At 41.6% G+C, this 15271-nt stretch carries 9 protein-coding genes; 2 read left to right on the plus strand and 7 right to left on the minus strand.

The features are described 5' to 3' along the window. The first annotated feature begins 12 nt into the window (after nt 1-12). Nucleotides 13-462 carry a YtoQ family protein gene (locus SANK73390_RS16890; protein WP_462767540.1) on the plus strand — a complete coding sequence of 150 codons (450 nt, stop codon included), beginning with the start codon at nt 13-15 and terminating at the stop codon, nt 460-462. 62 nt (nt 463-524) lie between these two features. Here SANK73390_RS16890 and SANK73390_RS16895 read toward each other — a convergent pair whose 3' ends face one another. The 5 genes from SANK73390_RS16895 to SANK73390_RS16915 form a co-directional block, all read right to left on the minus strand. Then, nucleotides 525-2969: a glycoside hydrolase family 15 protein gene (locus SANK73390_RS16895; protein WP_462767542.1), complete on the minus strand. Its 2445-nt coding sequence runs from the start codon at nt 2967-2969 to the stop codon at nt 525-527. A gap of 9 nt (nt 2970-2978) precedes the next feature. Further along, a complete protein-coding gene (locus SANK73390_RS16900; RefSeq protein WP_462767544.1) occupies nt 2979-4472 on the minus strand; it encodes an MFS transporter in 1494 nt (497 codons plus the stop codon). A gap of 2 nt (nt 4473-4474) precedes the next feature. Beyond that, entirely contained in the window at nt 4475-6364 is a 1890-nt protein-coding gene (locus tag SANK73390_RS16905; RefSeq protein WP_462767612.1) for an alpha-amylase family glycosyl hydrolase, read from the minus strand. Between the two features lie 160 nt (nt 6365-6524). Further along, a complete protein-coding gene (locus SANK73390_RS16910; RefSeq protein ID WP_462767546.1) occupies nt 6525-8015 on the minus strand; it encodes a tryptophan halogenase family protein in 1491 nt (496 codons plus the stop codon). A 79-nt stretch (nt 8016-8094) separates the two neighbouring features. After that, a complete protein-coding gene (locus tag SANK73390_RS16915; RefSeq protein ID WP_462767548.1) occupies nt 8095-10872 on the minus strand; it encodes a TonB-dependent receptor in 2778 nt (925 codons plus the stop codon). Between the two features lie 649 nt (nt 10873-11521). Between SANK73390_RS16915 and SANK73390_RS16920 the strand changes: the two genes are divergently transcribed. Next, nucleotides 11522-13141, plus strand: coding sequence for an alpha-glucosidase family protein (locus SANK73390_RS16920; protein WP_462767550.1), 1620 nt, complete (start codon nt 11522-11524; stop codon nt 13139-13141). Nucleotides 13142-13217: 76 nt separating this feature from the next. Here the strand turns inward: SANK73390_RS16920 and SANK73390_RS16925 are convergent, their stop codons facing one another. Together SANK73390_RS16925 and ihfA are read right to left on the minus strand one after the other, a co-directional pair. Continuing rightward, entirely contained in the window at nt 13218-14840 is a 1623-nt protein-coding gene (locus SANK73390_RS16925; RefSeq protein ID WP_462767552.1) for an EAL domain-containing protein, read from the minus strand. A 130-nt stretch (nt 14841-14970) separates the two neighbouring features. Next, a complete protein-coding gene (ihfA, locus tag SANK73390_RS16930; RefSeq protein ID WP_010362644.1) occupies nt 14971-15270 on the minus strand; it encodes an integration host factor subunit alpha in 300 nt (99 codons plus the stop codon). Nucleotide 15271: the final 1 nt, after the last annotated feature.

Raw genomic sequence — 15271 nt, forward strand, 5'->3', positions numbered from 1 at the left:
GTGGGAATTGTCATGACCTTTAAAGTGTATCTTAGCGGAGAAATACACACCGATTGGCGAAAGCAAATCATCAATGGATGTAAAGCAGCTAATCTTGATATTCAGTTTTCATCAGCCGTGACAAATCATGCCGCGAGCGACGCTGCGGGTGACTGTTTATCAGAGGAAAATAATGGCTTTTGGCGCGACCACAAATCAGCCAAAGTAAACGCAATACGCACTAAAACACTCATTGAAAAATCAGACGTCGCGATAATTCGTTTTGGTGAACAGTATAAACAGTGGAATGCTGCGTTTGATGCGGGCTATTGTGCTGCACTGGGAAAGCCTTACATTACACTGCATGATGAGGCGTTAATTCACCCTTTGAAAGAAGTTGATGGCTCAGCACAAGCATGGGCAACTAAGCCTGAACAGGTTGTTGAAGTACTTACTTATCTATTATCTGATCAACTCGACTAGGATGTGTTGATCAGATAATAGAAAAACAGCGGGTAAAGCCCGCTGTTTTTCTGACATGCTGCTTATTTAAGCTGTTGCTCAACCACTGGGTAGTGATCCCAAACTTGTTTGTCTGCTAATGAACGAACTAGTTTAATATACTCGGCATGCGTCCAAGCTAGAGGTGTTGCTGAATTAGTGCCTTCTCCAAATTCATAGCCACGTGGATTCACACCCACATTATCCCAAACTTGTTCGGGTAGCATCATGCCCTCATTCGCAAACAACTCCATACCTTTAACATAAGTTTGTTGAATTTGCTTCACTTTCTGAGCTGATAAATCATTACTTAATACGGCTGAAGCAATTTCGTAGTGCCCACGCTCACCAGTAAAAAACGGCCAAACACGACCACGTTGACCAGCCGTGTTACTGCCCCCTTCAGCGTAATTAGTACCCGAAATTTCATCTTCTCCATAACCATCATTTCCATAGCGGCGGTAGCCTGGATATGTGCCCGTTTCACCCGTAAAGGTAAAGCTGTATTTTACCCTTAAATTATCTGTCATAGTTTCATCCTCATACTCTGGCAATGTCGCCAAAATACTTGGTGCATCTGCCAAGCGCACGCCATAACGCACTAACTCTAAAAAGCCACCATCAATGATAGCCTTTTTGTTCATGCCAGCACGGCCATTGTTACTGTTAATTTTACTATTGCTGTTTGGGTTTGAGTCTTGGCCAATTCTAAAAAAATACTGTCCATCCGTTGCAGTGCTATTTGCCTGTTTTGCAAGCGCACCATCGCGGGTAAACATCAACGCTTCAACTTGCTTATCATATTGTTGCGCGACCTCAAGGTAACGCTCAGCAGCAGCTATATCACCACTGTGTTTAGCGATATCAGACGCAGTCACCAAACCTGCTATTACTGCCGCCGTAGTTGACGGAGAATAACCATTTTGCTCCTCCCAACGCTCTTGTTGAGTTGCTGGAGGCGTGATCTGCGTATCGTTCCAGAGAATTTTTGCTTTGCCACCATGTACTAAAAAATCCGCAGCAGGTTTGAGCATTTTTGTATACCAATAGCTCAATTCATCATCACTTAGCACATCAGCTTGGTGTAACTTCCAAGCTAGCATAATTGGCATCGCAGTTTGATCTAGCTGAACACCTACCCATTCAAGCTCACCGTCAACATGGGTCTTTTGTAAAAACCAGCCAGTGTCACCCTTGTTACCCGGCGTTTTATCAGTTACCTGTACTTTTTCTAAATATTCAAATGCGGTTTTCGCAGTCTGCGTATCCCCCATTGCCATAAATGCCATTGCAACTTGATAAAAATCACGTACCCACACTGCTTTGTAGCCAGTTGAACCTTTTTCAGCTGATACTGTATCGCCCCAAGGGTTAGATAATGAAGCGATTAAAGCCCCTGCGTGCGTTTTATCTTCTTGTGCTTTAAGCACTAACGCACTGGTATATAGCAACTTACCTTGGTCAGCACTGTATGGAGTTAAACGCTGCATTGGGCTTAGCGAAGTTAGGTAATCTTCCCATCCAAGTGCACTACCTTTGCCATTATAGGTATCAAGCACCGATTGATAGCCGTTGTATAACGTTTTTTGTGCCTGATTAGTACTTGTTTGTTGTGATGAACCAAAGCTCAGTACCAAATCAAACTCTGCACTTTGCTGAACATTACCCAGCTTACCCAGTAGGCTGACATTACCTGATGTATCGCCTGTCCAATCATATGTTTTCGCAAGCTTTTGCGTTTGCATCAACGATGCAAGGTTATCGCTTTGCCCAATAAAGCCAACAGACGCAACTTCAAAACCACCTTTAACTTGCAAGGTTAAGTAATTATTACCTTCATAAGCCAGTAATCCTTGTTTAGTTACTTTTGCGTGGTCATTTATACCATTATTATTAATGTACGGATTGGCAGAAACATAGGCTTGAAGTGGTGTTTTAAGGTTATTTTTAATGTGCGCGCGTAAAAATAAGCTTTGTCCATCAGGGTCTGTAAATACGTGCTTTTCTAATACAAAACGACCTTGTTTGTCTTTACTGATTATTTTATAGGCCAATGATAATGGTCGACCTGCGTTATCTTTGTACAAGTAATCAACTGTGACCTCAAACGCGTGGTCATCGCTCTCTTTAACACTAAATGCACGCCCCTCATTATCAACGCCTGTGACTATCATTTGCATGTCTTTAAGTTGCGCTTGATGAATAAGTCCGAACATAGTTTCTGTAACCATGCCTTTGGCAAGTGAGAACCATACTTTTGACACAGTACCTGTAGCTGCTTTATCGCTATACTGACCATCTACATAAGCCTCATAAGAGGTGCCAATACCTGTTTTACCTGAATATGCCCAAAATGGCTTATCACCTGGCGCACCTGGCGCAACCGCTTGTGATACAGCTACGTTAGGCGTATCATAACTTGCACTACCACAGCCAACAAGGCCCACAGTCAATAATGCTGCAGTAAGTTTATTAATCTTATTTTTCATACTTTTCTCCTAAACGGCGGTGGTTTTAACACGTAATACTGACACGGCAGCAAAAATAAAAGAGACACCACCTATCACCAGTGCATATATAGGTTGATTATCAAATAGGTGTCTTAAAATTAAGCCTAAAATACTGGCTGCTAATAGTTGTGGGATCACGATAAAAAAGTTAAAAATACCCATAAATACACCCATTTTGTGACTTGGTAATGAGTTACTCAGCATGGCATAAGGCAAAGATAAAATTGACGCCCATGCAAACCCAACCCCCACCATGGGCAACCACAACATTTGTGGCTGATGAATAAACATAAAGCTCATTAATGACCCCGCGCCTAACAGCAAGTTCACACAATGTGCTTTAGCCAAACCAATGCGCTTCACCATGATAGGTATTACAATCGCAGCCAGTGCGGCAAAACCATTGTAGGCAGCAAACAAAACGCCCACCCAATCAGCGCCATCGTTATAGGCTTGGCTGGTAACATCTGAGCTGCCATAATGAAAGCTAGTTACCGCTGAAGTGGTATAAATCCACATTGCAAACAAGGCAAACCAACTGAAAAATTGCACCACGGCAAGTTGTCGCATGGTTGATGGCATAGTAAATACATCATAAATAACCTGATAAAAACCGCCGTTAACACGCTGCTGATTTTGTAAAAAGCCTGAAATTAACTGCACCATAGCAAAGCTTAAAAGCAATGCTGCGAGTAAATAAAGCTCTTTCTCTAATTCAAATGTAAACACACTCGCTAATAACCCCCCACCCAAAATTGCAAATATCATAGCGCCTTTGGCATAGTTAATAATTTTGAGCGAGCCATTGGTTTCATGTGTACTGTTTAATTGGCCATCAAATTGCGCTAATTGCTCAGGACTATATTCTTTGGTTTTAATAATGGTCCACATCACCGCAAAAAATAAAATAGCGCCACCAAAGTAAAAAGCAAATTTGACCGACTCTGGAATTTGCCCTTCTCCCGCAGTGTTACTTATGCCAAACCAATTAGTCATCATCCAGGGTAACGCTGATGCCACAATAGCTCCAATACCAATGAAAAAGCTCTGCATTGAATAACCAGTAGCCCGTTGCTTTTCATTTAAGTTGTCACCCACCAGCGCTCTAAATGGCTCCATCGTGACATTAATTGATGCATCCATTATCCATAACACGCCCGCGGCAATCCAAAGCGTTGATGAATTAGGCATAATGAATAATGATAAAGTCGTTAAAATAGCACCATATAAAAAGAACGGTCTTCGACGGCCTAAACGGCCCCATGTTTTATCACTCCAATAACCAATAATTGGCTGCACAATTAACCCTGTGAGCGGCGCTGCAACCCACAAAATAGGAATATCATCTACCGATGCACCTAAAGTCTGAAAAATACGGCTGACGTTACCATTTTGCAGAGCAAAGCCAAATTGAATCCCTAGAAAGCCGAAACACATGTTCCAGATTTGCCAAAAGCTTAAGTTCGGTTTTTGTTGTTCCATGGCTAATCCTCAAGTAAATAAACCACACTCGCGCGCGGTGCTAAAGTGATGGTTATTTGGTTATCTTGTATAGTTTGAACGCCACGCTGCTCTAGTAAATCACGGGCGGCATGTTGAGTTATCTGTTGCCAGTTTTTAGGTAACTGCAAACTAACGGTATGGGTGCTTGCAGCATCAAAGTTGCTCGCAACCACTAACTTTTGATTGCCGAGTGAACGGGCAAATGCCATCACACGTTGTTGTGCTTCAATAGTATCGGTTTCTAAATCTATTGATAATAAATCGCCAGCAACAATGGCAGGCAAAGTACTTAACGACATAAGTTTAATGTAATAGGCTCTTAAGTCTCGCTGCTGATCACTCAACTGCCCGCCGTCAAACTTACCTCCGTTCATCCATGCTTGGTGAGCAGGTACACCAATATAATCAAAAATACTGGTACGACTTGGTTTACCAAAACCCGCTTGTTCAGAGCCATCTTCGCCAACCGCTTGGCCAAAATACAACATAGTGGGCGCTTTACTGATTAAATGAGAAACCACCATCGCAGGTTTTCCCATCCGTGCATCGCCTGCAAACTCAGCACTAGCAATGCGTTGTTCATCATGGTTCTCTAAAAAGTGCAGCATATGCTTTGCAATATCACTCACACTCAAATGCTGTTCAAATACCGCTTTTGCACTGCCCGTTTGTTGCATTAATGCTTTTAGGCTATCGTAGAACCCCACTTTGTCATATAAATAATCCATCTTACCTTTTTGGATATAATCGCGATAAAGCGCAGGGTTATAAACCTCTGCAAGCAAAAATGCCTCTGGATTTTGCATTTTTATAGATGCATTTAAAAAGCTCCAAAACTCCACCGGCACCATCTCAGCCATATCGTATCTAAAGCCATCTACGCCACGATTTAACCAGTACTGAGTAATATCCCTGAACTTATACCAGCTGTCAGGTAGGTCATGCTGTTGCCAAAATTTATAATGATCAGACACCGACTTTGTCTCAAAGCCATCTGGTAGCTTTGGAAAGTCATAACTACCATCTGGCTTTACCCCGTAGTTTACTTTTACAGTCTCATACCAGTCATTAATATCGGGTGCTGCTGCACGAGCCCCGTTTCCCGTCCACTTAGCTGGAGACTCAACAAATTGCCCATCAATACGTGGGTGATGTTGGCCACCTAACGGCGGATGTTCAGTGCTTTTAGGTACTTTAAAGTCTTGGCCCACAACATAATAAAAATTATTATCTCTGGCATACATTTTTGTAGTGTCATCATTAGCGCCAAAATCAGCGACTCCTTGAGGTGCAGACAGAGATTGGTAGTTGCGTGCAACATGGTTTGGCACAATATCAATAATCACTTTCATATCGGCTTTGTGCGTTCGCGCTATAAGCGCATCGAACTCCGCTAAGCGTTGACTTGGATCAGTCGCTAAATCGGGGTTCACATTATAGTAATCCTTTACCGCATAAGGGGAACCTGCGCGCCCTTTTACTACATCGGGGTCATCCGCCGCTATACCAAATTTGCTATGTTCGGTCACCAAAGCATGGTGCAACACACCGGTATACCAAACATGCGTTGTACCTAATGCTTTTATTTCTTGTAATGCTTTTGGGCTAAAATCAGCAAACTTGCCCACACCGTTTTGCTCAACTGTGCCCCAAGGGATATTAGCGGTTTTTTTGTTACCAAATAGGCGCGTAAACACTTGATATACAACAGGCTTACTCACTTGAGTCTCGGCACTATGTAGCTCGGTTATACGCGCTTTATTTACGTGATTATCATGCTCAGAGCAGCTTACTAATAGACTGCTACACATCACACCGACAACTGCGCGCTTTAACACTCGCGTTGTGGACTTTGCTTTTTTATTTATCATTAAATTTTTTGTCACTTGTTGTCATAATGTGGCTTATAGCAGTCTACCTTGGCTTATCATGTTGGTTGAACAGCCTGCATACGTATTCAAAGCGGGTATTCATATGTAAGTCATACATCACCTGTGAGATTACAGGTGTTTATACGCATTTTTGCGTTATTTATCTTTTTAAAAAGTCGGTATGCGTCGGCATAGCCGATACTGTCTGCTGAATTAAAGTCTGCAAACTGTCAAATAATGAGGCACGCTGTTCATCATTCATGCTATTAACCAAAGGGTGAGATTGCTTGGGGATTAAACCTTGACCAATAAATACCTGCAACCAAGCCACTTGCGCAAATAACTCTTCATCTTCACGCAGCAACTGGCCTGTTTGCTTAAACAAATGCATTTTTTTTACCAAACTATCAGGAATATCCATATTTGCGCACTGCTGCCAAAAATCAGAATCGTCTCGCTGATTAAGTTTGTAATGCAAAATGATAAAATCTCGAATACGTTCAAATTCAGTCTTTGATTGCTCATTGAAAAGCGCCACTTGGCTAGGCTCAATCCCGTGATGAGGAAATAACTTAACCAAGCGTACAATCGCCGTTTGGATTAAGTGAATACTGGTTGACTCTAAAGGTTCTAAAAAACCACTCGATAAGCCAATGGCAACTACATTTTTATGCCATGCTTTGAGCCTACGTCCCGTTCTAAAGCGTATTAGTTTTGGCTCTGCGAGCGCTTCGCTGGGTAAATTGTTTAGTAATAACTGTTTTGCTTGCTCATCACTTAAGTGCTTACTGGCGTATACTAATCCGTTCCCAATGCGATGCTGTAAGGGTATTTGCCATTGCCACCCTGCTTGATGTGCAATAGAGCGCGTGTAAGGTGCACGTTCATCATTTGGATGTTCACATGAAACAGCCAGAGCACTGTCACAAGGTAACCAGTGCGACCAATCCTCAAACCCCGTGTTAAGTGTTTTATCTATTAGTAAGCCGTGCATACCAGTGCAATCAATAAATAAATCGCCACTTATTTGCGCGCCGTTATCTAACTCAAGTTTACTAATATTGCCGCTGAGATTATCTTTTATTACCTTATGTACCGTTGCCTTTATGTGCTCAACGCCCATGCTTTTAGCGTGTTCAGCCAAAAATTTTGCATATAAACCGGCGTCAAAATGATAGGCATAAGCAATTCCCGGTAAATTAGTACCTGCAATAGCATTGAGTTTTGAAAACTTGTGCTGTTTCGCTGCTTGGTAATTTAAAGAAAAATCCCAAAAATCGCTCTGCTTACCTTGCTGTTGTGCATGTAACCAGTGATTGTGAAACTCACAAAACGCAAAATCTTTACCAATTGCACCAAAAGCATGCATATAGCAACTATCTGCCTTCCCCCAACCCTCAAACTGAATACCAAGCTTCATGGTTGCTTTCGTTGCCTTAATAAAAGCAGCTTCATCAATGCCCATTGCGCTGTTAAAAGGCTGTAATGGTGGAATGGTCGCCTCCCCCACACCAACAGTGCCAATATCTGTTGACTCCAGCAAAGTAATGTTGATCAGTTTACCCATTACTTTGGCTAGAAACGTCGCACTGAGCCACCCTGCGGTGCCTCCACCAACAATCACAACATTTTTAATTTGTTGAGCTGACATAGCAAAACCTCTTCGTAGCTTAATACAAAAAAGCCCTTGTGTTTATAACAAGGGCTTTGGCTCAATCGCGTGTCAACGATTAAAACTTATAGCTTAATCCTAGCATATAGGTGCGACCATAATCTTGGTAGTCACGCACTTGCAATGCATTGTCACCTGATAGCGCGGTAAATGGCTCTTCAGTGATATTTTGTACTTGCAAGCTAACCGCTAAACCTTCTAATGAGTTAAATCCACCCTCGCCAAAGTCATAACCAAGTTGTGCATCCCAAATGGTTTCGCCCATGATATCCACCTGAACACCAGTAAAGCCAACACCATTTATTTCACCTTTAAAGTCACTGCGCTTACGCATGCTTGTACGCGCTTGGAAACCATGGTTTTCGTAATATACGGTTAGACTCTGAATTTTTTCTGACAGACCAGGAAGTTTGTACTCTTTCCCATACTGGTCCTTCACATCTTGTTTAACACCTGTATGACTAACAATAATGCCGAAACCTTCAAGTGTGTCATGGAATAAGTTAAATGGTAATGTCAGTGCAAGTTCATAACCCCAAAGATCTCCACTGCCACCATTTTCTTTGTACTTTCTCGTTGCAGTTGTGTTATCAGGCACTTCACCTGTTGAAGGGTTCACAACACCGGCTAAATCTTCTTCAACCGAGCCATCAAAAGTCCATACATCGAGTTCTTTATGAAATAATGCAGCCGAAAAATAACCTTCTGCACTGAAGTAATTTTCATAGCTCAAATCTAGACCCGTTGCCTCTTTTGGCGCTAGATTAGGGTTACCCCCGGTGATCTCCCAATTATTGCCATTATCATCCGGTTGTTGTTTGTACTCTCTAGCCAGTGATGCGTGCATCTCATCCATGCGAGGACGTGACAAGGTTTTTGCCGCACCAAAGCGCACGGTTTGCGTGTCATCTATTGCTAATGATAGATTCAAGCTCGGTAAAACATGAGAGTAGTCATTTTCTACATCACTTGGAGTGAAAGCAAGCTGCCCATTACCCGTATTTCTTGCAATTGCACCTTGTGTATTGATCTTAGTTTTTACATAGCGCACACCCACATTACCACTTAAAGGTAAATTGGCGACCTCAGCATTAATATTTGCTTGCAGGTATGCTGCTGTTACCTGTTCTTCTACGCGCCAAGATTTGGTTGTATGATCAGGCTTTGTCAAGCTTTCTGCCAGTTGTGAAAACTGCCCATCAGCAACCATCGCTTTTGAGTCATACGCTATCATGTCTCCCATGCCAATAAAGTCTAAGCTGGCAGTGCCTAACCGGTACTGCTCAGGTACAACCATCATGCCGGTATTATCAGGGTAAGAAAAGTCACTTAAAGTAAGGAAGTAACCTTCTGATACCTTATTTTTTTCACGTTTACGATAAGAGACGCCACCTTCCACGCTTGAGATAAATTCGTTATCTAACGCTTGTTTTGCAGCTAACTTCAGGGTATTTAATTCATCTTCAACTGTTGGCGTATTTAAAAAACCGTCTTGTAATTGGTTTTTATATTCAGTCTCACTCACACCGTATTTATCATTAAGTGCCGCACTCCCGCCCCAAGAAAGAGGTCCGCCCACTTTGATTAAATCGTAGTCACTGTAATCTAATTGGTGCGAAAACTGCGCGCCGGTATTGCCGCCATTAAATGTATAACCGATGGTATCTGCAGCACCACGATTATCACCGCGCCCAGTACCTGAGTAACTTTCAAGGCTCCACACTTTTTTATCAACACTTGAGTGACTTGCATCAAGCTCAAGTGTTAAAGAATCATTCACGTTATATTTAGTATTGAAACCAAACGCACTTAACTCTGCACCGCGCTCTTCATAATCGTTTCGCACGACTACACGCTGTCCCTCAGTGATGGCACTAGTAACAAAACCTGACGCTTCATCAAACACTGCACTTTGCTCTGAAATAGTCCCTTGCCCCCAAGCAAATGGGATCTCAATACCGCGTAATATTTTTTTGTCTTTAAAGTCAACATATAGTGCGTCAAACACCATAGACAGGTTATCAGATGGAGCCATCTCTAATACAAACATGGCTGAATCACGCTCAAGCGTTGAAGAACGGACAAAAGGTTTAGCACCACCTAAGATTGAATACTTGTCGTCGTCACCAAAAGTTGGGTAACCCCATGCATTCCAGCGTTTTTCTTGGTTTGGTGAGGTCATTGTGGTCAATGCTAATGCAACACCAACTGAATCATCAGCAAACTTGTCTACATATGAAAATGTACCGCGCAAACCGGCATCATCTCCATCCGGGTTTAATTTATCGAAGCTGGTCTTTTCATACATGGTGTTAATTTGCACGACACGTTCATCAACACTCAGTGGCTTAATGGTTTGCATGTCAATAACACCTGCAATACCTTCAGCTTCTAAGTTTGCACTGGGTGTTTTGTAAACGGTTACGCCGCTCATTATTTCCGAAGGGTATAAGTCAAACTCAACACCTCGGTTGTCTGAAATCGATACTTGCTCACGGCCATTGAATGTCGTAGCGCTTTCGTCTTCACTAAAGCCTCGAACACTCACTTTACTTGCTCTGCCATCAAGACGTTGCGCAGCTAGCCCCGGTAATCGGGCAATCGATTCTGCAATAGAAGAGTCTGGTAATTTGCCTATGTCTTCAGCCGAGATTGATTCCACAACCTCCGAAGAGAAACGTTTAGTGTTGATTGATTCAACAACGCTGGCACGAAAGCCTTTAACTTCAATTACTTCTACTTTTTTCGCCGTTTCTTCAGCCGCAAAGGTGGTATGTGATACAACCCCCGCAGCAACGAGTGCAAGTGTTAACATGCTTGGTTTGAACATAGACATAGTGTTTTATCCCAATTACCCAATTTATTACTGGTCACGTTATTATTAGCTGCTTGTTTAAATTACAAGCGTATGGGTGGCCAGCTACTTTTGTTGTCAGGATGCATATTAGCCCCCAGCCAATTTTATACACAACTTTATGCATACGTATTCAAGCCAAACCCAACCAAATTAGCTTTACATTTATTTCACAATAATAAGTGTAACAACTTGTTTTTATTAATTTTATTGATTTATAAATTAACCGTGTCGCGTCACAAATCTATAGCGACTGTATGCACTAAACTTAACGTGAACTCATATTCTTGCTATTTAAAAGCACAATCGAAATTTTAGTTTCACCTTTTTAGATTACAAAATACAAATTGGTAATACCAATTAAAGTCATGCCAAACCAATAAAAACAAACACTTTAAATTGAAATTCATGCATTAAGTCAAATTGGTAAACTTTTATTACATAATATTCAAATGAAATATAGCTGAAAACCCTTAGCCCCAGTTTAGGTATTTATACTGCATACGTATGTAACCTTTTTACAGTATTTTGGGGATAACGTATGCTTTTTGCCATTATTGCCCCAAAGCTATTTTTTATGTAAACACACATAAAAATATTGTGGCATTGAGCAGAGATTTGGAGAATATACATGGCTCAACAGCAGTGGTGGAAAGGTGCGGTTATCTATCAGATATACCCTCGTAGCTTCCAAGATACAAATGGTGATGGTATTGGTGATTTACCAGGGATCATAGACCGATTAGATTATATTAAATCATTGGGTGTTGATGCGATATGGATCTCACCATTTTTTAAATCTCCAATGAAAGACTTTGGTTATGATATTAGCGACTATCGCGATATCGACCCAATGTTTGGTAATTTAAATGATTTCGATACATTAATAGAGCAAGCACATCAGCGCAATATCAAAATTATTATTGATCAAGTATTAAGTCATACCTCTAACGAGCACCAATGGTTTATCGATAGCCGTCAAAGCGCAGATAATGAAAAGTCCGATTGGTATGTTTGGGCAGACGCCAAACCTGATGGCAGCGCCCCTAACAATTGGCTATCAATTTTTGGTGGAACAGCTTGGCAATGGGAGCCTCGACGCTGCCAATACTATTTGCATAACTTTCTCACTGAACAGCCTGATTTGAACTTTCACAATCCAGATGTGCGCAAAGCGGTATTAGACAACGTAGAGTTTTGGCTTAAAAAGGGCGTAGATGGCTTCCGTCTCGATGCAATCAACTTTTGCTATCATGACGCACAACTTCGCGATAACCCAGCTAAACCAAAAGCATTGCGTCAAGGGCGTGGATTTAGTGAAGATAACCCTTATGCGTTTCAGTACCATTATTATAATAATACCCAACCTGAAAATCTGGCCTTCATGCAAGAAATTCGGACATTGTTAGACCGCTACCCAGGCACCGTAAGTTTAGGTGAAATATCATCCGAAGACTCTTTACAAACCATGGCTGAATATACAGCTGATGATGATAAACTTCATATGGGCTATAGCTTTGAATTACTAACAAAAGACTACAGCGCACAGTATATCCGAGAAACAGTCAGCACACTTGAGTCGGTAATGACACAAGGTTGGCCATGTTGGGCATTTAGTAATCATGATGTAGAACGTGTTGCGAGTCGATGGCACATAGATGGTAAATCAGTCAATAACCAGCAAGTAAAAATGCTGAGCGCATTGCTTGGTTCATTACGCGGCAGTGTTTGTATGTATCAAGGTGAGGAACTTGGCTTAGGTGAGGCAGAAGTTGCCTTTGAAGACTTACAAGACCCATATGGGATTACTTTTTGGCCAAACTTCAAAGGCCGTGATGGTTGTCGCACCCCAATGCCATGGGCACCAGAACAGGACAATGCTGGCTTTAGTAAAAGTACGCCTTGGCTACCGATGTTTAACGAGCACACATCGCGGTCAGTCGAGCTACAAGCCCAGCAACCCGGTTCAGTACTCGCTTACTTTCAAACGTTCATGGCGTGGCGTAAACAAATCCCTGAATTGCTTTATGGCGATATTGAGTTTATCGAAACAGCAGAACCCATATTGGCATTTTATAGAAAATATAAAGGTAAAACGATGCTGTGCGCATTCAATTTATCCCAAGCACAAGCAACACTGCCCATAAACCTGAATGAACCAGCTCAATGTAAGCTGCCACATAACACAGGTAGCTATAGTGCGGGTCAAATCACGCTGCCTGAGTATGCTTGCTACTTTGCTTACCTATAATTTTAAAGTTTGCACTTCCTAAAAAGCCCCATAAAGGGGCTTTCATTCTATTCTTGTCGTGAATTAAAGGCTCACCCTAGGCTGCATTTACCCTTGTCATAGACAATGTAATATTGGTTTGCGCTATCTTTTTTAAGGCATTTATTTTCAGTGCTTTATAGTAGCACCATCCTTGATGCACCGTGACCCCTTTACTGATAAGGTAAGCCGCTTGATGAGGTGTTTCTACCCCCTCAGCTATTAACTTTTTATCCAGCTTCTCTGCCATTTCTATTACGGCGTTAAGTACGGGTGATTGCAAATTATCAAGTCCGATTGAAGCGACAAAACTTTGATCTATTTTCAACAAGTCAATTGGGAAACTTTGCAGATATTGTAATCCACTATATCCCGTGCCAAAGTCATCAACGGCGACTTCTATACCTTGCTCAACCAGCTGCTCTAACGTTTGTTGTACTTGATTTTGTGACAATACATCTCGCTCTGTCAATTCAATCGTCAAAGCACTTATCTGCTGATGTGCTTTGTACAGTGTATTTAGATATTCTTGACAACAAAGCAGCTGACCATTGACGTTAAACGACACTTTATACTCAGGGTTTTGAGTATATAATGGCGCAAGCTCCTCAAGCGCAGTATTAACTTGAGCAATTGATATTTCCACAATCGCCCCACTTCTTTCAGCTTCAGGGATAAAGTATGCTGGGCCCAACTCACCTTCTGTCGGATGCTGCCAACGGATCAACACTTCCACCCCAACAATATTTTGGGTTTTTGCATCGATCAAAGGTTGATAAACATTAAATAACTGCTGCTTTGCAATGGCGTGTTTGAGCTGAGATTTTAAACTCAATTGTCGCTGCTCATAATGATGATGTAAAAAGCTCAAAGCGGCCCATGCAAATAGATACAACACAGCCAATACGCTCAAAGACGATGGGGCAACTAAAAAAATAGATAGGCTGTTGCTGCTCGCTATAATCGCAAGCTTAGGTAATGAAGCCAGTGGTTTAGCATATAGGTATTTACCTTGCCCATCATCGAACTCTCCTTGCGCTTGTACTGATCTTTTAATAGGAAATAAAGGCTCGTTTAGCGGTAAACTATAATGGCCTTTCAATATAATAGGTACACCTGTTTGACTATCTACTAACGCGATAAAGTCAAGACCAGAATACTGCTCTAACTCCAGCGTATGACGTAACCAATCACTGGGTAACAGTACATTAATTTCATAGCCATCAGGTCGTGTTCTGGCCAGTACAAACGCAGACGCCTCCATATATTCACTAATGATAGGGCCATGGTATCTTAACCCATCTGCTTTTATTGGCGCTGTTGTTTGAATCGGTGGATTTAATCGCTCATAGGAATTACACAGTAATTGGCCTTTTTGATTAACAATACCAATTTCACTCATTGCAGGGTTTTTAAATACTTGCTGGCGCAATCTAAATAGTGTTTCAGGCGGGCAATTTACATCAAGCGACTGAGCCTGATTCAAAAATTCATCTATCTCTTTAATTTGCGAGTTAAGTTCAAAGTGCACTTTTTCTGCAATATTTTGAATGTGGTGTTTTTCGCTATCACGGTGCTGTACAAATAATAACGCAAGTAAAATACCAAATATAAAGCTGCAAGCCAGCCAAGCTAACGCAACGCTTCTTAATTGCTTTGCGAACATGTATGCCCTTGGCATGATCTAAACTCCAGCCTGCCATTTTTAAGAGGTACAAGTTTAAATAATATGTATGACTAATTTATGACAAAACAAAAGGCCTTGAGTGTTAACCCAAGGCCTTAAGAATAGCTTCAACTTTTAAAAAATATTAACTTTCTTTACTGGTACCAACTTCGACGCGAGTCTTCAGTTTTTGACCTGGACGGAAAGTTACTACGCGACGCGCAGAGATAGGAATGTCTTCACCTGTTTTAGGGTTTCGACCCGGTCTCTCTTTTTTGTCACGAAGATCAAAGTTACCAAATCCAGAGAGCTTTACTTGCTCTCCTTTTTCAAGCGCTGAGCGGATTTCTTCAAAAAACGCTTCAACTAAGTCTTTGGCATCCTTTTTATTTATCCCCAATTTTTCAAATAGGTGTTCAGCTATGTCGGCTTTAGTAAGCGCCATA

Source organism: Pseudoalteromonas sp. SANK 73390 (genome assembly GCF_054966645.1).

Bases quoted from the DNA above. Each gene is read 5' to 3' on its own strand.
- SANK73390_RS16900 (WP_462767544.1), bottom strand. From the start codon at position 4,472: ATGGAACAACAAAAACCGAACTTAAGCTTTTGGCAAATCTGGAACATG.
- SANK73390_RS16915 (WP_462767548.1), bottom strand. From the start codon at position 10,872: ATGTCTATGTTCAAACCAAGCATGTTAACACTTGCACTCGTTGCTGCG.
- SANK73390_RS16890 (WP_462767540.1), top strand. From the start codon at position 13: ATGACCTTTAAAGTGTATCTTAGCGGAGAAATACACACCGATTGGCGA.
- SANK73390_RS16920 (WP_462767550.1), top strand. From the start codon at position 11,522: ATGGCTCAACAGCAGTGGTGGAAAGGTGCGGTTATCTATCAGATATAC.
- SANK73390_RS16905 (WP_462767612.1), bottom strand. From the start codon at position 6,364: ATGATAAATAAAAAAGCAAAGTCCACAACGCGAGTGTTAAAGCGCGCA.
- SANK73390_RS16910 (WP_462767546.1), bottom strand. From the start codon at position 8,015: ATGTCAGCTCAACAAATTAAAAATGTTGTGATTGTTGGTGGAGGCACC.
- SANK73390_RS16925 (WP_462767552.1), bottom strand. From the start codon at position 14,840: ATGCCAAGGGCATACATGTTCGCAAAGCAATTAAGAAGCGTTGCGTTA.
- ihfA (WP_010362644.1), bottom strand. From the start codon at position 15,270: ATGGCGCTTACTAAAGCCGACATAGCTGAACACCTATTTGAAAAATTG.
- SANK73390_RS16895 (WP_462767542.1), bottom strand. From the start codon at position 2,969: ATGAAAAATAAGATTAATAAACTTACTGCAGCATTATTGACTGTGGGC.